Source organism: Geodermatophilus sp. SYSU D00691 (assembly GCF_054050275.1).
Window position 1 is genome coordinate 111,174 of the sequence record NZ_JBJGYZ010000002.1, and the last position, 20,762, is coordinate 131,935.

A 20,762-nucleotide genomic window follows, 5' to 3' on the forward strand; every position below is an offset into this window, starting at 1 on the left:
GGTTCCGTTCCCGGCGCCCCTCAGACCGCGATGTTGGCGTTGCGGTGGAAGACGTTGTCCGGGTCGTAGGCGGCCTTGATCCGCGCGAGCCGGGCGTACTTGGGGCCGTAGGACGCCACGACCTCGGCCGTCTCACCGGCGTCCAGCGAGTTGACGTACGTCGCCTTGCCCATGGCGTGCGGCTGCAGCGCCCCGTGCACCGAGCGGACCCACTCCCGCTCGGCGGGCAGGAGCTCCGGCACCGGCACCTCGCCGATCACCGCCAGCATGTAGCGCGGGCTCCGGCCGCCGCCGAAGGCCGTCGCGTCGTCCGGCACCTGCGTGTACGCGCCGTCGAGCCGGTAGAAGACCATGACCGACAGCGGCGAGGCCCTGCGCGGGGCGAGGTCGGCGACGACGTCGATCACCCCGTCGGTGAGGTCCTCGAGGTAGCAGCTCTTCTCGTAGGCGTGCACGCCGTGGGCGTTGGCCTCGTCCTGCATCTGCTGCACCGCGGTGAACGGCATCGGGGCGGCGAACTCGAACAGCGGCGGCAGCGCGCCGCGCACCCGCTCGGCGACCGCGGCGTGCTCGGCCGGGTCGCCGAAGCCGACCAGGAACAGCGCGACGCCGACCCTGCCCTGGTGCTCGGGTGGCACGAACGGCGCCGGCGGCGCGGTGAACGCCGCGGCCGGGAAGGCGGTCAGCGAGAGCGGCAGGTCCCGGACGACGTCCCGCATGACCCGCAACGCCTCCCGGCTCTGCCCGGCGTCCCAGAAGTACAGCCCGAACTGCACCACCGGCCCGGCCTGCACCAGCGAGAACTCGAACTCCGTCACGACACCGAAGTTGCCGCCCCCGCCGCGCAGCGCCCAGAACAGGTCGGCGTTCTCGTCCTCCGCCGCCCGCAGCACCCGCCCGTCGGCGACCACGACCTCCGCCGACAGCAGGCGGTCGACGGACAGCCCGCCCTGCCGGGTCAGCCACCCCATCCCGCCGCCGAGCGTCAGCCCGCCGACGCCGGTGTGGCTGACCACCCCCGAGGGCAGCGCCAGCCCGTGCGGCGCGGTTGCGGCGTCCACGTCGCCGAGCAGCGCACCGCCCCCGACGCGGACGCGCCGGGCCACGGGGTCGACGACGACGGCGTTCATCCGCCGCAGGTCGACGACGAGCCCGCCCTCGATGCTGGAGAGGCCGGGCATGCTGTGCCCGCCGCCGCGGACGGCGATCTCCAGCCCCTCCCGCCGGGCGAACCCGATCGCGGCGCTGACGTCGGCGGCCGACACGCACTCGACGACCACCGCGGGCCGCCGGTCGATCGCGCCGTTCCAGACCGCGCGCACCAGGTCGTAGGCGGGCTCCCCGGGCACGGTCACCGCTCCGCCGACCACGGCGCGCAGCGCCCCGATGTCCCCGCTGAGCGTCTGGGTCATGGCCCCTCCCCTGCTGCCTGCCGTGCTGGGACGGGGCGGGAGTGTGGCCCGGCGGCCCGGCCCGGACCAGCCCGCCGCGGCAGGAGCGTGCGCCGGCCCGGCCGCGCGTCGCGCTGCGTCGAGGACGGGACTCCGGCCGGTCAGCGCCGCCGCAGCACCCGCCCCGCCAGGCGGAGCAGTTCGTAGGCGGCCAGCGTGCCGGCGGCCGAGACGGCGACGATCACGAGGTACTTCAGCGCCGGGTGCACCGACCAGCCGACCACGACGAACGCGACGGCGACCACCACCGGCTGGTGCAGCACGTACCAGGGCAGGACGGCGGACCGCGCATAGGCCGCCACCGGCGAGCCCGGCGTCGCCCGCTCGGCCCGTGGCCCGGCCAGCGCGCCGACGATGGCCAGGGTCGCGCACCAGGCGGCGACGCCGAAGCAGGCCCGGCCGACCGAGGAGACCAGGTCCCGGTCCAGCAGCGGATCGGCCCCGGGCACCTCCCGCCGCAGCAGGAAGAGGGTGCCGGCGACGAGCAGGCCGGCGATCGCGGCCAGCGCGGCCGGGCGCACGCTGCGCCGGGCGGCGGCCCGCAGCCGGGGATCGGCGGCCACCAGCAGGCCGCCGGCGAAGAACAGACCGTAGGCCACCTCGTTCGAGGCCGCGATGCCCTGGTCCTGGCCGAGGAGCGCGCAGGCGGCGGCCACCGGGACCGCCGGCAGCAGGACCAGCCCGGGCCGGTGCTCCGCCGCCCCGCCCAGCCGGTCGAGGAGGCGCCCGCCCCGGTCGCCGGAGAGGAACCGGAGCACCGGAACCGCCGCCAGCGAGTACAGCAGGAGCAGCACGAGGAACCAGAGGTGCCCGGTCTCGAAGCCGCGGCCGTCCGCGGCGGGCTGCAGCAGGAACGGGAACTCCGACCAGTCCACGCGGACGCGGAAGAACCGCGGCCAGAACTCGGCGTAGGACTCGGTGTAGCCGGGGTCGGTCCGCAGCCGCAGCCACACGGGCAGCGGGACCAGCAGCACCGTGCCGAGCACCAGCGGGACGGCGATGCGCGTCAGCCGCCGCCGGACGAAGACGGCACCGTCGCGCCGGCGCCAGGAGGTCCACGCCCCCACCCCGGCGATGAGGAAGACCAGCGGCATGGCCCAGACCACGACCGGCGCGGCGAGGGGCACGAGGACGTCGGTCGTCCGGTCGTCCTTGACGTAGAAGTCGTCGTCGGCGGCGAAGACCAGCGCGGCGTGGAACGGGACCAGCCCCGCCACCACGACCGCGCGGGCGACGTCGAGCTGCGGCCAGCGGTCGGTCTGGGCCGGCGACCCGGCGGGCCGCAGGTGCGTGGTCACGCCGGAGGATCCTGCCGCGTCCGGCGAGCGGGCGGCACTCAACCGAGCATGGCGCGGCGCAGCTCCACCGCGTCGGCGGTGACCTGCTCGAGCACGGCGGGCAGCGCCTCCTCGCCGAGCACCCCGCAGGTGAGCCGGCTGATCGGCACCGGCTCGTAGCCCTCGGTGGTCAGGCGGGACGAGATCTCCGACGCCGCGCGCAGCAGGCTGCCGCCGGGGTCGGCGAGGTCGTCGACGGTCTTGAGGGCGGTGACCATGCCCGGCGGGAAGCCCCACTGCTCCAGCGCCACGGCGGTCAGCCGCAGGGCGTGGATGCCGTAGCGCCGGGCCTCCGCCGCGCGCCGGCCGACGAAGGTCGGTTCCTCGGCCAGCAGCCCGGCGTAGCCCTCCCGGTCGTTGTGGTGCAGGAGCGCCGCGCCCAGCCCGGAGAGCAGGCCGAGGCAGAGCGCGTCCTGCGGCCGCTCGCCGAACCGCCCGGCCAGAGTGGAGGCGGCCAGGGCCAGGCTCGTGGACCGGTCCCAGAAGTTCTCCGGCAGCCGCGACTCGTCGTCGAGGTCGGTCAGCGACACCGCCGCCATCGTGCGCACGGTGGTGAAGCCGATGACGGTCACCGCGAACTGCAGGGACGTGACCCTGCCGCGCATGCCGAAGTAGGCCGAGTTGGCCAGCTTCATCACCCGCCCGGCGAGGGCGACGTCGGTGGCCAGGACCGTGGCGAGCCGCTTGGCGCTGGTGTCCTCCGCGCCGGCCACCGCGACGATCTGCGCGGCCACCGGTTTCCGGGCGGCCATCCTGTCGATGCCGGCCAGCACCTGCTCGATGTCGAACGTGGGGACCGACAGGGGGACGAGGGTCATGCCAGGCCTTCCCGTCGGGCGGCGAACCAGGCGGCGGTCTCGGGGCCGGGCATCGGCCGGCCGAGCCCGAAGCCCTGGAGGTAGGTCGCGCCGAGACGGGCCAGCTCTTCGGCCTGCGCGACGGTCTCCACCCCCTCGGCCACCGTGCAGAGGTTCAGGTTGCGCGCCAGCGCGATGACCGCCGAGGCGATCTCGGCGTGGCCGTCGGCGAGCTCGGCGACGAACGAGCGGTCGACCTTGAGGCAGTCCACCGGCAGGTGCCGGAGGTAGGCCAGCGAGGAGTAGCCGGTGCCGAAGTCGTCGATCGCCACCTGCACGCCGAGGTCGCGCAGCTGCTGCAGCACGGCCCGCGCCAGACCGGGATCGGTCATCAGCGCCGACTCGGTGATCTCCAGCTGCAGCCGGGAGGCCGTGAGCCGGTGCCGGCGCAGCGCCGCGCGCACCTGGACCGGCAGGTTCTCGTCCAGCTGCAGCGCCGAGACGTTCACGTTCGCCCGCATCGGCGCCGACATGCCGAGGTCGCGGTCCCACTCGGCCAGCTGCCGGCAGGTCTCGTCGAGCACGAACAGCCACAGGCCGCCGACCAGGCCCGCCTCCTCGGCCAGGGGCACGAAGTCGGCGGGGCTGATCGGGCCGCGCTCCGGGTGGGCCCATCGCGCCAGCGACTCCACGGCCACCGCCGCGCCGTCCCCGGCGATGAAGATCGGCTGGTACAGCAGCGAGATCTCGCGCCGCTCGATGGCGTCGCGCAGGTCGGCGACCAGCCGCAGCTTCTCCCGCGCCTGGGCGCGGCCCCGCTGGTCCAGCACGGTGATCCGGCCCTTGCCGCCGGCCTTGGCCTGGTACATCGCGATGTCGCAGTCGCGGATGAGCTCCTCGGCCTCGAGGTGGTCGGTCGTCTGCACGGTCACCCCCACGCTCGCGTACGGCCGGATGTCCAGCCCACCCAGGCGGACGACGGCCCCGAGCTCCTCGCCGATGCGCTGGGCCAGGGTGACGGCGGCGGCCTCGCCGACGCCCTCGCAGACCACGACGAACTCGTCGCCGCCGAACCGCGCGACCAGGTCGCCCGGCCGGACGGTGCGGGTCAGCCGCCGCGCGACCTCGACGAGCAGCTGGTCGCCGGCGGTGTGCCCGAGCGAGTCGTTGACGACCTTGAAGTTGTCCAGGTCGAGGAAGATGCAGGCCAGGTCGCTGCGGCCGGGGACGAACCGCTCGGCCACGTACTGCGCCAGCAGGATGCGGTTGGGCAGGCCGGTGAGCGGGTCGTGGCCGGCCTGGTGGGCCAGCCGCGTCTCGAACGCCAGCCGCTCGGTGATGTCCTCGACGGTGGCGACGAAGCCCGCGCCGACCCCGGGCGAGAACAGGTGCGCGAAGCGGAGCACCGTCGTCCGCTGGGTCCCGTCCTCCCGGACGAGCCGGGCCTGCGCCTCCGCGTCGTCCCCCTCGAGGGCGTCGGCGGCCGCGTCGACGACCGCATCCAGGTCGTCGGGGTGGACCGTCCCCATCCACGCCGTGCCCAGCAGCTGCTCGGCGCGGCGGCCGACCAGCGTGCAGAACGCGTCGTTGACGTGCGCGAGCCGCATGCCCTGCTCCGACAGCAGGGTCGGGATCGGCGAGCGCTCCGTCAGCGCGGCGAACCGCCGCTCGTGCGCGTCGGCGGTGGCTTGCAGCGCGCGCTCGTGCGCGTCGCTGACCGAGGCGATCCGCAGGGTCCACATCCGGCCGCTGGGCATCGGGGTGGAGACGACGACGGCGTCCACCGTCACGCCGCGCGCCGTCCGCACCGGCAGGCGCATCTCCGCGCCGCGCTCGCGGCGCAGCAGGAGCTTGCGCTCGCCGCCGCGCAGGGAGGGCAGGAGCTGCTCGACCGGCAGCCGGCGCAGGTCGTCGCCGTCGTACCCGAGCAGCGTGACCGCGCCCTGGTTGCCCCAGGTCACCCGGAAGGTCGAACCGACGGTCTCGGCGACCAGGATCGCCATCGCCTCGGTCACCGCGGCGCCGTAGAAGATGCCGGCGACGACCTCGGGCGGCACGCGCTCGTCGTTCGGCGAGCTGCGCTTGGCGGCCACTGTTCTCCTGTCCTCGTTCGTGCGGAACCGCAACGGACGGTTCCTGCACCGACCTCATCGGCCGCCCGCAACGGTGGGTTTCGCGGATCGGTGCGTTCTCACACCAACGAGGGGTGCGACGATCCGCAGGGCAACGGAGCCATCAGGGATGGGGCGCGCATGCGGATCGGAGTTCCCCGGGAGTCCCGCCCGCGCGAGACGCGCGTGGCGGCGACCCCGACGACGGTGGCGGCACTGCGCCGCCTCGGCCACGAGGTGGTGGTCGCCTCCGGCGCGGGAGGGGCGAGCAGCTTCCCCGACGAGGAGTACGCCGCGGCCGGCGCGACCGTGGTCGGGGACGGCGAGGCCTGGGCCGCCGACGTCGTCCTGCACGTGAACCCGCCGACGCCCGACGAGCTCGACCGCCTCCCCCCCGGCGCGACGCTGATCAGCCAGCTGGCGCCGGCCCTGGACCCGGCGCTGGTCGAGGAGCTCGGCCGCCGCCCGGTCACGGCGCTGGCCGTCGACGCGGTCCCCCGCATCTCGCGGGCGCAGGCGCTGGACGTGCTGTCGTCGATGGCGAACATCGCCGGCTACCGGGCGGTCGTGGAGGCGGCGCACACCTTCGGCCGGTTCTTCACCGGCCAGGTGACCGCGGCCGGCAAGGTGCCCCCGGCCAAGGTGCTGGTCGTCGGCGCCGGCGTGGCCGGGCTCGCCGCGATCGGCGCGGCGAGCAGCCTCGGCGCGATCGTCCGCGCCACCGACGTCCGGCCGGAGGTGGCCGACCAGATCCGGTCGCTGGGCGGCGAGTACGTCGGCGTCCCCGCCGACGAGGGGCAGGGCGGCGGCACCGGCTACGCGAGCGTGACCAGCGAGGACTACGACCGGCGGGCCGCGGTGATGTACGCCGAGCAGGCCGCGGACGTCGACATCGTCATCACCACCGCGCTCATCCCCGGCCGACCGGCGCCGCGGCTGATCACCGAGGAGATGGTCGCCTCGATGCGGCCCGGCTCGGTGGTCGTCGACATGGCGGCGGCGCAGGGCGGCAACGTGGCCGGCTCGGTGCCCGACGAGGTGGTCGTCACGCCCAACGGCGTCACGATCATCGGCTACACCGACCTGCCCGCCCGGCTGCCGGCCCAGGCGTCGCAGCTGTTCGGCACCAACCTGGTCAACCTGCTCAAGCTGCTGACGCCGGAGGCCGACGGGCGCCTGGTCCTCGACCTCGACGACGTCGTCGTCCGGTCGATGACCGTCGTCAAGGACGGCGAGGTGCTCTGGCCCCCGCCCCCGGTGCAGGTGTCGGCGGCACCCCCGCCCGCCGTCGCGGCGCCCGCGCGCCTCGAGCTGCCCGCGAAGCAACCGCTGCCGGCCTCGCGGCGGTTCGCGCTCGTCGGGCTCGCCGCGGCCGCGCTGTTCCTGGTGTCGGCGTTCTCGCCCGACGCGCTGATCGGCCACCTGACCGTCTTCGCGCTCGCCGTCGTCGTCGGCTTCTACGTGATCGGCTCGGTGCACCACGCGCTGCACACGCCGCTGATGAGCGTCACCAACGCGATCTCCGGGATCATCGTCGTCGGCGCCCTGCTGCAGCTGGGCCACGGCGACCCGGTGGTGACCGTGCTCGCCTTCGTGGCGGTCCTCGTCGCCAGCATCAACGTCTTCGGCGGCTTCGCCGTGACCCGCCGCATGCTCGGCATGTTCACGAGGAGCTGACCACCGTGACGCTGCAGACCGCCGCCGCCGGGGCGTACATCGTCTCGGCCCTGCTCTTCGTCCTCGCCCTGGCGGGCCTGTCGAAGCACGAGACCGCCAAGGCCGGCAACACCTTCGGCATCGCCGGCATGGCCGTGGCGCTGGTCGCCACCGTCGTGCTGGCCGCCCGCGACGTCGAGGCCGCCGCGATCGGGCTGATCCTGCTGGCCATGGCGGCCGGCGCGGCGATCGGCCTGTGGCGGGCCCGCCGGGTGGCGATGACCGGCATGCCCGAGCTGATCGCGCTGCTGCACAGCTTCGTCGGCCTGGCCGCGGTGCTGGTCGGCTGGAACGGCTACCTCGAGGTCGAGGGCGCCGGTGCCGGGCAGACCGCGGTGGCCGACGACCTGCTCGGCATCCACTCCGCCGAGGTGGCCATCGGCGTGTTCATCGGCGCGGTCACGCTCACCGGCTCGATCGTGGCGTTCCTCAAGCTGTCGGCGCGGATCCGCAGCAACCCGCTGATGCTGCCAGGGCGCAACTGGCTCAACCTCGGCGCGCTGGTCGCCTTCGCCGTCCTGACCGTCGTGTTCGTGGTCTCCCCGGCGCTGCCCGTGCTGGCCGTGATCACCGCGCTGGCGCTCGCCCTGGGCTGGCACCTGGTCGCCTCGATCGGCGGCGGCGACATGCCGGTCGTCGTCTCGATGCTCAACAGCTACTCGGGCTGGGCGGCCGCGGCGTCGGGCTTCCTGCTCGGCAACGACCTGCTGATCATCACCGGCGCCCTCGTCGGATCCTCCGGTGCCTACCTGTCCTACATCATGTGCCGGGCGATGAACCGCTCGTTCGTCTCGGTCATCGCCGGCGGCTTCGGCAACGAGGGCAGCATCGCCTCGGGCACCGAGGACGGCACGCACACCGAGATCACCGCCGAGGAGACCGCCGAGCTGCTGCGCACCGCCAAGTCGGTCGTGATCACGCCCGGCTACGGCATGGCCGTCGCCCACGCGCAGTACCCGGTGGCCGAGCTGACCCGCAAGCTGGAGGAGCTCGGGGTGCAGGTGCGCTTCGGCATCCACCCGGTCGCCGGCCGGCTGCCCGGGCACATGAACGTGCTGCTGGCCGAGGCGAAGGTCCCCTACGACGTGGTCCTGGAGATGGACGAGATCAACGACGACCTCGCCGGGACGTCGGTCGTGCTGGTCATCGGCGCCAACGACACGGTCAACCCCGCCGCGATGGAGGACCCGGGCAGCCCCATCGCCGGCATGCCGGTGCTGCGGGTGTGGGAGGCCGACAGCGTGGTCGTCTTCAAGCGGTCGATGAGCACCGGCTACGCCGGCGTGCAGAACCCGCTGTTCTTCCGCGAGAACACCCGCATGCTCTTCGGCGACGCCAAGGAGCGGGTCGAGGACATCCTCAAGGCGCTGTGACCCCAGGCGCTCCCAGCACGACGCAGCAGCGGCCGGGGCCGGGCTCCAGGCGTCCGTGGAGGCCGGCCTCCCCGCGCGCGTCGAGCAGCGCGGCGAGCAGGTCGAGGGTCATCCCGCAGACCAGCTCGGGATGCGTCGCGGCGAGCGTGTGGAAGGGGCAGTTGGCCAGCAGCACGCCGTCGCCGTCCGGCCGGGGCTCGTACCCGAGACCGGTGAGGACGTCGGTCAGCGGGGTCCCGCCGCGCGGTCCTACGGTGCGGTGCACCACCCCTCGCACGCGGAGGAAGCGATGACGCTCTCCCTGCACCGCCGCGACGACGTCCCCGACGCGCCGTCCGCCGCCGCGGTGCTGGCGCGGGTGGTGGAGCTCTTCGCCTGGCTCGCCGAGCGGCTGCACCCCCGCGGCGTCGGCGTCGTGGTCGAGGCCGAGCACCTGTGCATGACGCTGCGCGGGGTGCAGGCACCGGGCACCACGACGACCACCTCGGCGCTGCGCGGGGTGCTGCGCGAGGATGCCCGGACACGGGCGGAGTTCCTGGCACTGACCGACGGAGGCCGGAGATGAACATCGTCGTCGTGGGGGGTGGGCTCGCCGGGGCGCGGGCCGTCTCGACGCTGCGGGAGGAGGGGCACGACGGGCCGCTCACCCTGGTCGCCGCCGAGCCGTACCTGCCCTACGAGCGGCCGCCGCTGTCGAAGGGCTACCTGACCGGGTCGGCGGAGCTCGACTCGGTCTTCGTGCACCCGGAGCAGTGGTACGCCGACAACGACGTGCTGCTGCGGCTGGGCACCCGGGTCACGGCGCTGGACCGCGCCGCCTCCCGGGTCGCGCTCGACGACGGCGACGTGCTGGCCTACGACCGGGTGCTGCTGGCCACCGGCGCGGTGCCCCGCCGGCTGACCGTCCCCGGTGCCGACGAGCTCGCCCCGCGCTACCTGCGCACCATCGAGGACAGCCAGGCGCTCAAGGCGTCGTTCACCGCCGGCGCCCGCGTCGTGATCGTGGGTGCGGGGTGGATCGGGCTGGAGGCCGCGGCGGCGGCGCGCGCGGCCGGGGCCGAGGTCGTGGTGCTGGAGTACGCGGAGCTGCCGCTGCTGCGGGTGCTCGGGCCCGAGATGGCGCAGGTCTTCGCCGACCTGCACCGCGACCACGGCGTCGACCTGCGCTGCGGCGTCCGCATCGCCTCCGCGCGGGCCGGCGCGCTGGTGCTCGAGGACGGCAGCGAGGTCGCCGGCGACGTCGTCCTGGCCGGGGTGGGGATCGCACCCGACGTCGCCCTGGCCGAGGCGGCCGGCCTGGAGGTGGACGACGGCGTCGTGGTCGACGCCTCGCTGCGCAGCAGCGACCCGGCGGTGTTCGCCGCCGGCGACGTGGCGCGGGCGTTCCACCCGCGCTACGGCCGGCACCTGCGCGTCGAGCACTGGGCCAACGCGCTCAACCAGCCGCTCACCGCGGCGCGGTCGATGCTCGGCAAGCCGACCGTCTACGAGCGGCTGCCGTACTTCTTCAGCGACCAGTACGACCTCGGCATGGAGTACACCGGCCTGGCCGAGCCCGGCGGGTACGACCGGGTCGTCGTCCGCGGCGACCTGGAGGCCCGGGAGTTCGTCGCCTTCTGGCTCTCCGGCGACCGGGTGGTCGCCGGGATGAACGTCAACGTGTGGGACGTCGTGGGGCCGATCCAGGAGCTGATCCGCGAGGCGGTGCCGGTCGACCCCGAGCGGCTCGCCGACCCGGACGTGCCGATCCCGGACCTGCGCCCGTGAGCGTGCGGGTCGTCCCCGCCACCGCCGACCGGTGGGACGACGTGGTCGCCGTCCTCGAGGGGCCCGGCGATCCGGGCCGCTGCTGGTGCCAGTGGTTCTACCGCGGCGCCGAGGCGACGGCCGAGCGGGCCGCGGCGAACCGCGACGCGCTGGCCGGGCAGGTCCGGGGCGACCGGCCGCCCGGCGTGCTCGGGTACGTCGATGGCGCGCCGAGCGGCTGGGCGGCGGTCGGGCCGCGACCGTCGTACACGCGGCTGACCAACGGGCAGCTGCTGCGCGGCGCGGCCGGCCTCGACGACCCGGCCGTGTGGGCGGTGACGTGCTTCGTCGTCCGCCGGACCGCCCGGCGGCGGGGGCTGGCCGGGGAGCTGCTGGCCGGCGCGGTCGACCTCGCCCGCGCCGGCGGGGCGGGCGAGGTCGAGGGCTACCCGGTGGACGTCGCCGAGCGGCCGAGGGCGAGCTCGGCCGAGCTGTTCCACGGGCCGCTGCCGGTGTTCGAGCGCGCGGGCTTCCGGGAGGTCGCCCGGCCGCAGCCGGCGCGGCCCGTCGTCCGGCTGCGGCTGGGCTGACCGGTCACTCCCCGAGCATGCGCGCCGAGAGGTCCCAGAGCCGGGCGGCGGACTCGGGGTCGAGCGCGTAGGGGGCGACGCCGGTGCGGGTGCCCTCCTCGTGCGGCAGCGCCTCGTCGCAGTCCTCGAAGTAGCGCCCGCCGACGCCGTCGACCAGCGGCGATGCGGCCAGCAGCGCCGACGTGGCGGCGCCCTGCTCCGGCGTCTTCCAGGCCGGCGCCGCGGAGCCCATCTGCGCCCGCAGCCGGGCGAGGTCCTCCTCGGTCACGTGGCGCTGCAGGTTGGTGCGGATGCCGCCGGGGTGCAGCGCGTTGACGGTGATGCCGTGGTCGGCCCACCGCCGCGCGGCCTCGACGGCGAACAGCACGTTCGCGGTCTTCGACTGCCCGTAGGCCAGCCAGGGGTCGTAGGGCCGGGACCGGAAGTGCACGTCGTCGACGACGACGTCGGAGCGCAGGTGGGCGCTCGAGCTCACCGCCACCACCCGGGCGCCGTCGGCGCCGGCCATCGCCGGGTGCAGCCCGGTGGCGAGGGCGAAGTGCCCCAGGTGGTTGGTGGCGAACTGCAGCTCCCAGCCCTGCCGGGTGCGGCGCAGCGGCGAGGCCATGACGCCGGCGTTGTTCACCAGCACGTGCAGCGGGCCGTCCCAGATGTCGAGGAACGTGCGGATCGAGCGCGGCTCGGCCAGATCGAGCGGGAGGACGCGCAGCCACGGGTTGCCGGTGGAGTCGGTGATGTCGCGGGCGACCCGCTCGCCGGCCGCGCGGTCGCGGACGGCGAGGGTGACCTCCGCCCCGGCGCCGGCGAGGGCGCGGGCGGTCTCGGTGCCGATGCCCGAGGCGCCGCCGGTGACGATCGCGCGGCGGCCACGCAGGTCGACGCCGGCGAGGACCTCGGCGGCGGTGGAGGTGGCGTCGAAGGGGGTGGTGACGCGGGTGATGGCGGTCATGCCGGATGTCCCCTCACTGGGTGGACGTGGGGAACGGGCCGAGCCCGTAGGATGAGGTACCGGAGGCGCCTCCGGTATGAGTGGAGACACTATCCGGAGGAACCTCCGGTACGCAACCCCGGACGAGAGGACGACGTCGTGACGGCAACCGGCGGCCGGGCGCTGCGCGCCGACGCGCAGCGCAACCGGGACCGTCTGCTCGAGGTGGCCGCGCACGCCTTCGCGGCGGGTGAGGACGTCACGCTCGAGGCGATCGCGCGTGAGGCCGGCGTCGGCATCGGCACGCTCTACCGGCACTTCCCCACCCGCGAGGCGCTGGTCGAGGCCGCCTACCGCAACGAGCTGGCCCGCCTCTGCGACGCCGCGGCCGAGCTGCTGCAGACCCAGCCGCCGGAGGCCGCGCTGCGCACCTGGATGGACCGGTTCGTCGACTACATGACCACCAAGCGCGGGATGGCCGACGCGCTCAAGGCGGTGATCGCCTCCGGCGGCAACCCGTTCGCGCACAGCCGCGACCGGATGACCGAGGCACTGGCACTGCTGCTGCGCGCGGGGGCGGAGGCGGGCACGCTGCGCGCCGACGCCGATCCCGCCGACGTGCTGACCGGCCTGTCGGGCATCTCGCTGGCCGCCGGTGACGCCGAGCGCCGCGAGCAGGCGGGCCGGTTGCTCGACCTCCTCGTCGACGGTCTGCGTTACGGCACGCGCCGGTCCTGACCCCCGTGCGGGGGCTGTCTTTCCGGGCGCTGTGCTCCTACGGTGAACGCGTGCGCGCCGAGGGACTGCTGACCGACCCCACGGGGACGGCGGTGGCCGGGCACATCTGCTGGGTCTACGACGACGCCGACGACCTGGCCGGCGCCGCGCGCCGCTACCTCGAGGAGGGGCTGGCCGCCGGCGACCGGCTGCTGTGGATCGGCGACCCCGAGCACGCCCGGCTCATCCGCGCCGAATCGGGTCCGCTGGCCGACGTCGACGGCCTGATCGACCGCGGCGAGCTCGAGGTGCTCGACGTCCGCGCCGGCTACCAGGGATCGGCGGCCTTCGTCCCCGGCGAGCAGCTCGCCTTCTACGACGCTGCCACGCGGCAGGCCGTCGCCGACGGCTTCCACGGGCTGCGCGTCGTCGCCGACGTGAGCGACCTGGCCGCCGACCCCGACCGCCGCGCCGACCTGGTGCGCTGGGAGCACCTGGCCGACGAGTACATGGCCTCGGGCTCCGGCATGGTGGCGCTGTGCGCCTACCGCGCCGACCTCGAGCCGGAGGCGCTGGCCGACGTCGCCTCGGTCCACCCGCAGGTGCGCCCGCGCGACGACGGGCCACCGTTCCGCGTCTGGTTCGACGGCGGAACGCTGATGGTCGGCGGGTGCGTCGACGCCTTCGGCGCAGAACGCCTCGGCCGGGTGCTCGGCGGGACGCACGTCGAGGGTGCCGTGGTGCGCATGGATCTGTCCCGGCTGGAGTTCGTCGACGTCGGCGGCTGCCGCGCGCTGGCCCGCTGGGCCCGGCAGGTGCAGGAGCGCCCGGCCCGCGTGGAGTTCGTCGGCGCCTCCCGCCTCCTCCGGCGGATGTGGGCCGTCCTCGGCTTCGACGAGCACGTCTCCGTCGCCTTCGTGGAGCCGCCTGCGTGACCACGGCGGCCGAGCCCGTGCCCGGGTTCGCGCACGAGGGCTTCTTCTACCGGGACGCCGAGGGGTTCACCACCGGCGTCGGGGAGTTCGTGCGCGCCGGCCTCGCCGCCGGCGAGGTGGTCGTCGTCGCCGAGCCGCGGCCCCGCCTCGACCAGCTGCGCTCGGCGCTGGGACCGGCCGGCGACGCCGTGACCTGGCTGGACATGGCGGAGGTCGGCGGCAACCCGGCGCGGATCATCGACGTCTGGGCCGACGCCCTCGCCCGGGCCACGGCGCAGGGGCGGCAGCTCCGCGGCGTCGGGGAGCCGGCCTACGCCGGCCGCCGCCCGGCCGAGATGGTCGAGTGCGGGCTGCACGAGCGGCTGCTCAACCGCGCCTTCGGGAGCGGCCCCGCCTGGCGGCTGCTGTGCCCGTACGACGAGGCGCGGCTGCCGGCGGAGGTGTGCGCGCACGCCCGCACCACGCACCCGTACGCCGGCCCGGACGACGCCGGCGACCGGGCCGCCCTCGCCGCCGCCCTGCCCCCGCCGTCGGGTGCCGTGCTGCGCGGCGACTACCGGGCCGGCGACCTCCCCGCGGTGCGGCGCACCGTCCGCTCCTGGGCACGCTCCTGCGGCCTGCCCCGGGACCGCGTCGAGGACCTCGAGCTGATCGCCGCGGAGCTGGCCAGCAACGGCATCCGGCACGCCGGGGGCGGCGGCACCGTCGCGATGTGGGTGGCCGACGGCGCCGCCGTCCTCGAGTTCACCGACGCCGGCCGCCTCGCCGAACCGCTCACCGGCCGGCTGCGGCCGGCCCCCGACGCCACCGGCGGCCGCGGCCTGTACCTGGTCAACCAGCTCGCCGACCTCGTCCAGCTGCGCTCGTCCGACGCCGGCACGACCGTCCGCGTGCTCACCTGGCTCTGACATCTGCCCCGTCGAGATCGGCGGTCTCGCACGCTTCAGGGGGCCGAACCGTGCGACATCGCCGATCTCGACGGGGTGGGAGGTCAGGCGTCGCGCTCGAGGACGAAGAAGAACGGGTCGTCGAGGCCGCGGGCGTCCATGAGGCCCAGCAGGGAGCCGGGCCCGGTCCGGCGGAAGACGTCGATCACCGGCAGCGCGTCGTAGACCATCGCCGCGGTGGTCACGCCGCGGTGCTCCACGGCGCGCAGCCGGGCCGCCGGCCGGCGGGTGCGGCGCAGGGGCCGGACGGCGGCGAAGCCCAGCCGGGCCACGGGCGTGCGGGCCAGCTGGGGCAGCCGGAACAGCAGGCCCAGCGGGGCGTGCGCCGGGTCGACCGGGTGCGGGACCCCGGCGCGGTCGCGGAACAGCAGCGGGTGCACGGTCTCGGCGTCGAGGAACTCCTTGCCGTACCAGCCGTAGGCCTCGAGCAGCCCGTCGAGGCGGTGCCCGGTGGGCAGCCCGCTCCCCCGCCACCGCCCGGTCAGCTCGTCCGGCGGCACGGCCGGTGAGCGGTCGAACCACGCGAGCGCGGCACCGGCGTCCATGCCCCGGACGCTAGCCGCCGGGAGCCGCCGGAGAGGATCGGGGCCGCACCGCAGCACCGAGGAGGACCCGACATGACCCAGGACCCGGCGGGCACCGACGCCCCGGCGTGGTTCGCCCGCGCGCTGGCCGCGGCGCCCGAGCACCGCGACGTCGAGGTCGACGGCACGCCGGTGCACTACCGCGTGTGGGGGCCGGTGGGCGCGCCCGGGCTGGTGCTCGTGCACGGCGGCGCGGCGCACTCCGGCTGGTGGGACCACGTCGCCCCGCAGCTGTCCTCGCACCGGGTGGTCGCGCTCGACCTCTCCGGCCACGGCGACAGCGGCCACCGCGAGATCTACGACATGCGCCAGTGGGCGCGGGAGATCGTCACCGTCTGCGAGGCCGAGGCGCTGCACCGGCCGGTGGTGGTCGGGCACAGCATGGGCGGCTGGGTGGCCGTCACCACCGGCGTCGAGCACCCCGACGCCGTCGCCGCGGTCGCCTACATCGACTCGCCGCTCAACGACCAGCCGCCGGAGGAGGCGCGGCTGGCCGAGATGCGCCGTCCCCGCCGGCCGCACCCCGATCTGGACGAGGCCGTGGGGAGGTTCCGCACCCTGCCGCCGCAGGACGTCGTCCTGCCCTACATCGGGCGGTACGTGGCCCGGCAGTCGCTGCGGCCGGTCGAGGGCGGCTGGACGTGGAAGTTCGACCCGACCTTCTTCGGCCGCCGGCTGCTGCTGCGCGACCTCCTCCCCCAGCTGGGCTGCCCGGTGGCGCTGTTCCGCTGCGAGCACGGCCTGGTCAGCCCCGAGATGGCGGCGGAGATGGGCCGGCTGGTCCCGGGCACGCTGCCGGTCGTCGACCTGCCCGACGCCGGCCACCACCCGATGCTCGACCAGCCGCTGGCGCTGGTCACCGGCCTGCGGACGCTGCTCGCGCTCTGGCCTGCCGCCACGGCTGTGTGACGTCCGTCGCTCAGGGTGTGGGCCGCGACACGGCGCACGACTGCGCGTGCGCCTGCCACGACGACTGCGAGTGACCGGCCGGCGGCCGCAGGGCGGCCACCGGCCGGACGCTCAGAACGGGTAGGCGGGCAGGTCGCCGCGCAGCGTGACCCACTGGGTCTCGGTGAACGCCTCGATGTTGGCCTGCGGTCCACCGTGCCGGGAGCCGGTACCGGACGCGCCGACGCCGCCGAACGGGGCCACCGCCTCGTCGTTGACCGTCTGGTCGTTGATGTGCACCAGACCGCTCGGGATGCGCTCGGCCAGCTGCAGCCCGGCGTACACGTCGCGGGTGAGGATGCCCAGGCTGAGCCCGTACTCGGTGCCCGCGGCCAGCTCGGCGACCTCGTCGAGCGTGGAGAACGGCGTCACCGGGGCGACCGGGCCGAAGATCTCCTCCTGGTAGGCGGGGGCGTCCACCGGGACGTCGCCGAGCACGGTGGGCCGGTAGAACAGCCCGTCGTAGGTACCGCCGGTGCGCACCGTGGCGCCGCCGTCGACCGAGGCGGTGACCAGCCCGTGCACCCGGTCACGCTGGCCGGCGTCGATCAGCGGTCCCATCGCGACCTGCTCGCGGAACGGGTCGCCGACCGGCAGCTTCTCGACCTTCTCGGTGAGGATCGCCGTGTACTCCTCGGCGATGTCGCGGTGCACCAGGTGCCGGCTGGTCGCCATGCAGATCTGCCCCTGGTGGGCGAAGGTGCCCCACGCCCCGACCGACGCCGCGGCGGCCACGTCGACGTCGGGCAGCACGATCAGCGCCGAGTTGCCGCCGAGCTCGAGGTGCGCCCGCTTGAGGTGCTGGCCGGCCAGCGCGCCGACCGCCCGCCCGGCCCGGGTCGAGCCGGTGAAGGCGATCACCCGCACCGCGGGCTCGACGACCAGGGCCTCGCCGACGTCGGCGCCGCCGGGCAGCACCTGCAGCACACCGGCCGGCAGCCCGGCCTCCTCGAAGACGCGGGCGAACATCGCCCCGCCCGAGATCGCGGTGCGCGGGTCGGGCTTGAGGATCACCGCGTTGCCCAGCGCCAGCGCCGGGGCGACCGCTCGGATGGCCAGGATCGTGGGCACGTTGAACGGCGCGATGACCCCGACCACGCCCGCCGGCAGCCGCCGGGCGAAGGACAGCCGCGGGGTGGCGGTCCGCAGCAGCTCGCCGTACGGGTGCGACGGCAGCGCCGAGGCCTCGTAGCACTCGGCCGCCGAGGTGTGCACCTGGAAGTCGCCGAACGGCTGGATCGCGCCGGACTCCCGCGCCAGCCAGCCCTTGATCTCGTCGGCGTGCGCCTCGAGCACCTCGCCGGCCCGGCGCAGCACCCGGGCCCGCTCCTCGAACGGCGCCGCCGCCCACGCCCGCTGCGCGGTGACCGCGCGCTCGGCGGCGGCCGACACGTCCTCCGGCGCCGCCTTGCCGACCGGGGCGATCACGTCGCCGGTCGCCGGCTCCACCGCGTCGTAGGTGCCGCCCGACCCGTCGGTCCAGGCGCCGGTCCAGACCTTGCCGTGCCAGGCGCCGTCGTCCAGCAGTGCCATGTCGTCTCTCCTCTGTGTCACGACCGCTGCTCCGCGGTCGAGTCTCTTCCGGTCAGCACCCGCGAGATGCCCCGGGCCGCCGCCCGTACACCGGGCGTGAAGGCGCGGACGGCGGCCGGTGAGCTGCCGCGCACCACGATCGACAGGGCCGCCACCACGACGCCCCGCTGCTCCACCGGGGCGGCCACCGAGACGGCGTCGTCGGTCACCTGGCGGTCGCTGACCGCCACCCCGGTGCGCCGCACCTCGGCCAGCACCCGGCGCAGCCGCCCCGGGTCGGTGATCGTGTGCGCGGTGTACCGCTGCAGCGGGCCGGCCAGCACCCGCTCCTGCACCTCGACCGGTGCGTGCGCCAGCAGCACCAGCCCGACCCCGGTCGGCGGCAGCGCGAACCGGCCGCCGACCCGCGTGTAGACGGCGACGGCGTCGCGGGCGGCGAACCGCTCCACGTAGACCACCTCGACGTCGTCGCGGACCGCCAGCTGCACGTTCTCGTGGGTCACCTCGTACAGGTCCTCCATGAACGGCAGCGCCGCCTCGCGCAGGCCGAGCCCGCGCGGGGCCAGCGCGCCGAGCTCCCAGATCCGCAGGCCCACCCGGTACCGGCCGTCGTCCCCGCGCTCCAGCGCGCCCCAGCCGCACAGCTCCGCCACCAGCCGGTGCGCCGTCGACAGCGGGACACCGGTCAGGCGGGCCAGCTCGGACAGCGACAGCGCCGGCCGCTCCCGCCCGAACGCCCCGAGGACGTCGAGCAGCTTCGTGGTGGCGGTGCGTCGGCCGCTCAGAGGTCGAGCACCAGCTTCGGGCACGCCGCGCGGGAGACGCAGATGAACATCGTGTCGTTCGCCGCCTGCTCCTCCGGCGTCAGCAGCGAGTCGCGGTGGTCGACCTGGCCGGCGAGCACCGCCGTCTCGCAGGTGCCGCAGGTGCCCTCCTGGCAGGAGGACAGGACGAAGACGCCGGCGTCCTCCACCACCTCGAGCACCGAGCGGTCCGGCGGCACGGTCAGCGTCCTCCCCGACGTCGCCAGCTCGACCTCGAACGCGCCGGTGAGCACCGGCTCGCCGACGTCCTTGGGCGCGAACCGCTCGACGTGCAGCGACCCGGACGGCCAGCCGGCGCACCGCTGCTCGACGGCGAGCAGCAACGGCTCGGGCCCGCAGCAGTAGACGAGCGTGCCGGGCCGGGGCTCGCCGAGGACGCGGTCGAGGTCGATCAGCCCCACCTCGTCCTGCGGGTGCAGGACGACGGTGTTGCCGGTGGCCTCCTCCAGCGCCTCGAGGAACGCCATCGACCGGCGGCTCCGGCCGCCGTAGTGCAGCTCCCACACCGCGCCGGCCCGCTCGGCGGCGGTGATCATCGGCAGGATCGGCGTGATCCCGATGCCGCCGGCGACGAACAGGTAGCGCTCGGCCGGCACCAGCTCGAAGTGGTTGCGCGGCCCGCGCACCGCCACCGGGTCGCCCTCGAGCACCCGGTCGTGCACGTGCGCCGAGCCGCCCCGGCCGTCCTGCTCGCGCAGCACGGCGATCCGCCACACCGAGCGGTCGGCCGGGTCCCCGCACAGCGAGTACTGGCGCACCAGCCCGCCCGGCAGCAGCACGTCGACGTGCGCGCCCGGCGACCACGGCGGCAGGTCGGCACCGGACGGGTCGCGCAGGTCGAGGACGACGACGCCTTCTGCGCCGGTGGTGCGGCGGTCGACCCGCAGCCGCAGGTCCACCTCGGCGGCTGTCTCGATGACCATCGGCTCCTCAGACGAGCACGGGCGCGCGGTCGAGGACGCGCGCCGGGTCGGTGACGACGTGGGCAGGGGGCGTCGGCCATGGTGACGGCACCCGGGCCGCGGCCCCTCCCTCGGGGTGGTTCGGATGAGCCTGCAGCCACTCCCACATCGCGACCGGGTCCTCCCCCTCGGCCGCCGCGCCGCAGTGGCAGGTGCCGTGCAGCCGGTCGGAGCCCGGCAGCCACTCCACCCGGAGCACGCTCACCGGGCCGCCTCCACCGCCGCCGGCCCCGCCGCCAGTGCGGCGATCATCCGGCGCGCGGCCAGCCCGCCGGTGTCGATGTTGATCGACAGCTCCTGGTAGCCGTCGGGCTCGCCGGCGATCACCCGCTCCAGCACGTCGAGCGCCTCGACGTCCTGCAGGACGACGGTGCGGTTGCTCTCCGCCAGGAAGTCGGACACCCCCTGGTCGTCGAGGGCGAAGTCGCGGGCGACCGCCCAGAAGTCGTGCGTGGAGGACTCGGTCTCCGGCGTGATCGCGTAGACGACCTCGACGTGGAACGCGTCGGGGTCGGTGCCGTCGGCGTTCGGCAGCACACCGACCGGCGCGATCCGCGAGTGCAGCGTGTACAGGCAGGGCGGCGTGAACTCGATGTCCTGCCAGCGGGTGATCCGGCCCTCGATGCCCGTGCTCGTCGCGTAGAACGGCGGGCAGGCGGCGTCGGCCATGCGCCGCGAGACCCGGACGACGCCGGCCTCCTCGTCGACCTCGGTGGTGATCGGTGTCTCGGCCACCTCCGGCGTCCCGATGTAGCCGCCGTGCAGGTAGGTCTCGTGCGAGAGGTCCATGAGGTTGTCGACCAGCAGGCTGGCGCGGGCGGCGAGCGGCTCCATGCCGGACACGACGGTCCAGCCCTGCTGGTCCAGCCAGGGCGCCCGCGGGATGCGCACCGAGTCCGCCCGGTCGGGGTCGCCGATGAACACCCACACGAAGGAGTCCTGCTCCACGACGGGGTAGCGCCGCAGCCGCGCCGTGCGGGGGACGCGGGTCTGCCCCGGGACGGCGACGCAGACGCCGTCGGCGCCGTAGGTGAAGCCGTGGTACCCGCAGACGACGGTGTCGCCGACGAGGTGGCTGGGCGCCTGCGACAGCGGGAACCGGCGGTGCACGCACCGGTCGCTCATCGCCGTGACCTCGCCGGCCTCGGTGCGCCAGAAGAGGATCGACTCGCCGCAGATCGTGCGGCTGAACAGCTCGCGCCCCACCTCGCGGCCGTAGGCGGCCACGTACCACTGGTCGCGGACGATCGAGGTCATGCGCGG

20 protein-coding genes and 1 pseudogene are annotated in these 20,762 nt (G+C 75.2%); 9 read left to right on the forward strand and 12 right to left on the reverse strand.

Annotated features, from left to right (window positions below; genetic code table 11):
- Positions 1-20: 20 nt before the first annotated feature.
- The 4 genes from ACI797_RS02005 to ACI797_RS02020 all read right to left on the reverse strand — a co-directional run bounded on the left by ACI797_RS02005 (position 21) and on the right by ACI797_RS02020 (position 5,711).
- The gene (locus tag ACI797_RS02005) at positions 21-1,412 is read right to left on the reverse strand and encodes an FAD-binding oxidoreductase (RefSeq protein ID WP_456856793.1); all 1,392 of its coding nucleotides are present in this window, start codon (positions 1,410-1,412) and stop codon (positions 21-23) included.
- Positions 1,413-1,552: 140 nt separating this feature from the next.
- Positions 1,553-2,749, reverse strand: a complete 1,197-nt coding sequence (locus tag ACI797_RS02010) for an acyltransferase family protein (RefSeq protein WP_456856796.1) — start codon at positions 2,747-2,749, stop codon at positions 1,553-1,555.
- Between the two features lie 38 nt (positions 2,750-2,787).
- Complete coding sequence (locus ACI797_RS02015) at positions 2,788-3,606, reverse strand: HDOD domain-containing protein (RefSeq protein WP_456856799.1); 819 nt, start codon at positions 3,604-3,606, stop codon at positions 2,788-2,790.
- The gene (locus ACI797_RS02020) at positions 3,603-5,711 is read right to left on the reverse strand and encodes a putative bifunctional diguanylate cyclase/phosphodiesterase (RefSeq protein ID WP_456856801.1); all 2,109 of its coding nucleotides are present in this window, start codon (positions 5,709-5,711) and stop codon (positions 3,603-3,605) included. Before ACI797_RS02020 ends, ACI797_RS02015 begins: the two co-directional genes overlap by 4 nt.
- A 126-nt stretch (positions 5,712-5,837) precedes the next feature.
- Here ACI797_RS02020 and ACI797_RS02025 point away from each other — a divergent pair, with 126 nt between their 5' ends.
- Both ACI797_RS02025 and pntB read left to right on the forward strand, forming a co-directional pair.
- Positions 5,838-7,373, forward strand: a complete 1,536-nt coding sequence (locus tag ACI797_RS02025; RefSeq protein ID WP_456856803.1) for a Re/Si-specific NAD(P)(+) transhydrogenase subunit alpha — start codon at positions 5,838-5,840, stop codon at positions 7,371-7,373.
- A gap of 5 nt (positions 7,374-7,378) precedes the next feature.
- The gene (pntB, locus tag ACI797_RS02030; protein WP_456856805.1) at positions 7,379-8,785 is read left to right on the forward strand and encodes a Re/Si-specific NAD(P)(+) transhydrogenase subunit beta; all 1,407 of its coding nucleotides are present in this window, start codon (positions 7,379-7,381) and stop codon (positions 8,783-8,785) included.
- Here pntB and ACI797_RS02035 read toward each other — a convergent pair.
- A complete protein-coding gene (locus ACI797_RS02035; protein ID WP_456856807.1) occupies positions 8,772-9,050 on the reverse strand; it encodes a hypothetical protein in 279 nt (92 codons plus the stop codon). The genes pntB and ACI797_RS02035 overlap by 14 nt on opposite strands.
- Positions 9,051-9,074: 24 nt before the next feature.
- Between ACI797_RS02035 and ACI797_RS02040 the strand changes: the two genes are divergently transcribed.
- From ACI797_RS02040 to ACI797_RS02050, 3 genes are read left to right on the forward strand one after another with little or no spacing between them, the layout of a single operon-like run.
- Positions 9,075-9,350 carry a GTP cyclohydrolase I gene (locus ACI797_RS02040; RefSeq protein WP_456856809.1) on the forward strand — a complete coding sequence of 92 codons (276 nt, stop codon included), beginning with the start codon at positions 9,075-9,077 and terminating at the stop codon, positions 9,348-9,350.
- The gene (locus tag ACI797_RS02045) at positions 9,347-10,552 is read left to right on the forward strand and encodes an NAD(P)/FAD-dependent oxidoreductase (RefSeq protein WP_456856811.1); all 1,206 of its coding nucleotides are present in this window, start codon (positions 9,347-9,349) and stop codon (positions 10,550-10,552) included. Before ACI797_RS02040 ends, ACI797_RS02045 begins: the two co-directional genes overlap by 4 nt.
- Positions 10,549-11,121: a GNAT family N-acetyltransferase gene (locus ACI797_RS02050; RefSeq protein WP_456856813.1), complete on the forward strand. Its 573-nt coding sequence runs from the start codon at positions 10,549-10,551 to the stop codon at positions 11,119-11,121. Before ACI797_RS02045 ends, ACI797_RS02050 begins: the two co-directional genes overlap by 4 nt.
- A 4-nt stretch (positions 11,122-11,125) precedes the next feature.
- On the opposite strand, the gene ACI797_RS02055 is transcribed toward ACI797_RS02050, so the two are convergent.
- Positions 11,126-12,070, reverse strand: a complete 945-nt coding sequence (locus ACI797_RS02055; protein WP_456856815.1) for an SDR family NAD(P)-dependent oxidoreductase — start codon at positions 12,068-12,070, stop codon at positions 11,126-11,128.
- Between the two features lie 138 nt (positions 12,071-12,208).
- On the opposite strand from ACI797_RS02055, the gene ACI797_RS02060 reads away from it, so the two are divergent.
- Genes ACI797_RS02060 through ACI797_RS02070 form a run of 3 tightly spaced genes read left to right on the forward strand, consistent with a single transcriptional unit; the run spans position 12,209 to position 14,609 of the window.
- A complete protein-coding gene (locus ACI797_RS02060; protein WP_456856817.1) occupies positions 12,209-12,787 on the forward strand; it encodes a TetR/AcrR family transcriptional regulator in 579 nt (192 codons plus the stop codon).
- A gap of 50 nt (positions 12,788-12,837) precedes the next feature.
- Positions 12,838-13,701 carry an MEDS domain-containing protein gene (locus tag ACI797_RS02065; protein ID WP_456856819.1) on the forward strand — a complete coding sequence of 288 codons (864 nt, stop codon included), beginning with the start codon at positions 12,838-12,840 and terminating at the stop codon, positions 13,699-13,701.
- Complete coding sequence (locus ACI797_RS02070; protein WP_456856823.1) at positions 13,698-14,609, forward strand: anti-sigma factor RsbA family regulatory protein; 912 nt, start codon at positions 13,698-13,700, stop codon at positions 14,607-14,609. The genes ACI797_RS02065 and ACI797_RS02070 overlap by 4 nt, the downstream gene beginning before the upstream one ends.
- Before the next feature lie 83 nt (positions 14,610-14,692).
- Here the strand turns inward: ACI797_RS02070 and ACI797_RS02075 are convergent, their stop codons facing one another.
- Positions 14,693-15,193, reverse strand: a complete 501-nt coding sequence (locus ACI797_RS02075) for a DUF4334 domain-containing protein (RefSeq protein WP_456856828.1) — start codon at positions 15,191-15,193, stop codon at positions 14,693-14,695.
- A 72-nt stretch (positions 15,194-15,265) separates the two neighbouring features.
- Here ACI797_RS02075 and ACI797_RS02080 point away from each other — a divergent pair, with 72 nt between their 5' ends.
- Positions 15,266-16,141 (forward strand): alpha/beta fold hydrolase, encoded by an 876-nt coding sequence (locus ACI797_RS02080; RefSeq protein ID WP_456856830.1) that lies wholly within the window; start codon positions 15,266-15,268, stop codon positions 16,139-16,141.
- A 111-nt stretch (positions 16,142-16,252) separates the two neighbouring features.
- Here the strand turns inward: ACI797_RS02080 and ACI797_RS02085 are convergent, their stop codons facing one another.
- The 5 genes and pseudogenes from ACI797_RS02085 to ACI797_RS02105 form a co-directional block, all read right to left on the reverse strand.
- Positions 16,253-17,713: a benzaldehyde dehydrogenase gene (locus ACI797_RS02085; RefSeq protein ID WP_456856832.1), complete on the reverse strand. Its 1,461-nt coding sequence runs from the start codon at positions 17,711-17,713 to the stop codon at positions 16,253-16,255.
- Positions 17,714-17,730: 17 nt separating this feature from the next.
- Positions 17,731-18,522 (reverse strand): IclR family transcriptional regulator, encoded by a 792-nt coding sequence (locus ACI797_RS02090; protein ID WP_456856836.1) that lies wholly within the window; start codon positions 18,520-18,522, stop codon positions 17,731-17,733.
- A pseudogene (locus ACI797_RS02095) lies at positions 18,495-19,397 on the reverse strand (PDR/VanB family oxidoreductase); the annotation flags it as partial. The gene ACI797_RS02090 and the pseudogene ACI797_RS02095, both read right to left, overlap by 28 nt.
- Positions 19,398-19,467: 70 nt before the next feature.
- Positions 19,468-19,704 carry a hypothetical protein gene (locus ACI797_RS02100; protein WP_456856840.1) on the reverse strand — a complete coding sequence of 79 codons (237 nt, stop codon included), beginning with the start codon at positions 19,702-19,704 and terminating at the stop codon, positions 19,468-19,470.
- The gene (locus tag ACI797_RS02105; protein WP_456856844.1) at positions 19,701-20,756 is read right to left on the reverse strand and encodes a Rieske 2Fe-2S domain-containing protein; all 1,056 of its coding nucleotides are present in this window, start codon (positions 20,754-20,756) and stop codon (positions 19,701-19,703) included. The genes ACI797_RS02100 and ACI797_RS02105 overlap by 4 nt, the downstream gene beginning before the upstream one ends.
- Between the last annotated feature and the right edge of the window lie 6 nt (positions 20,757-20,762).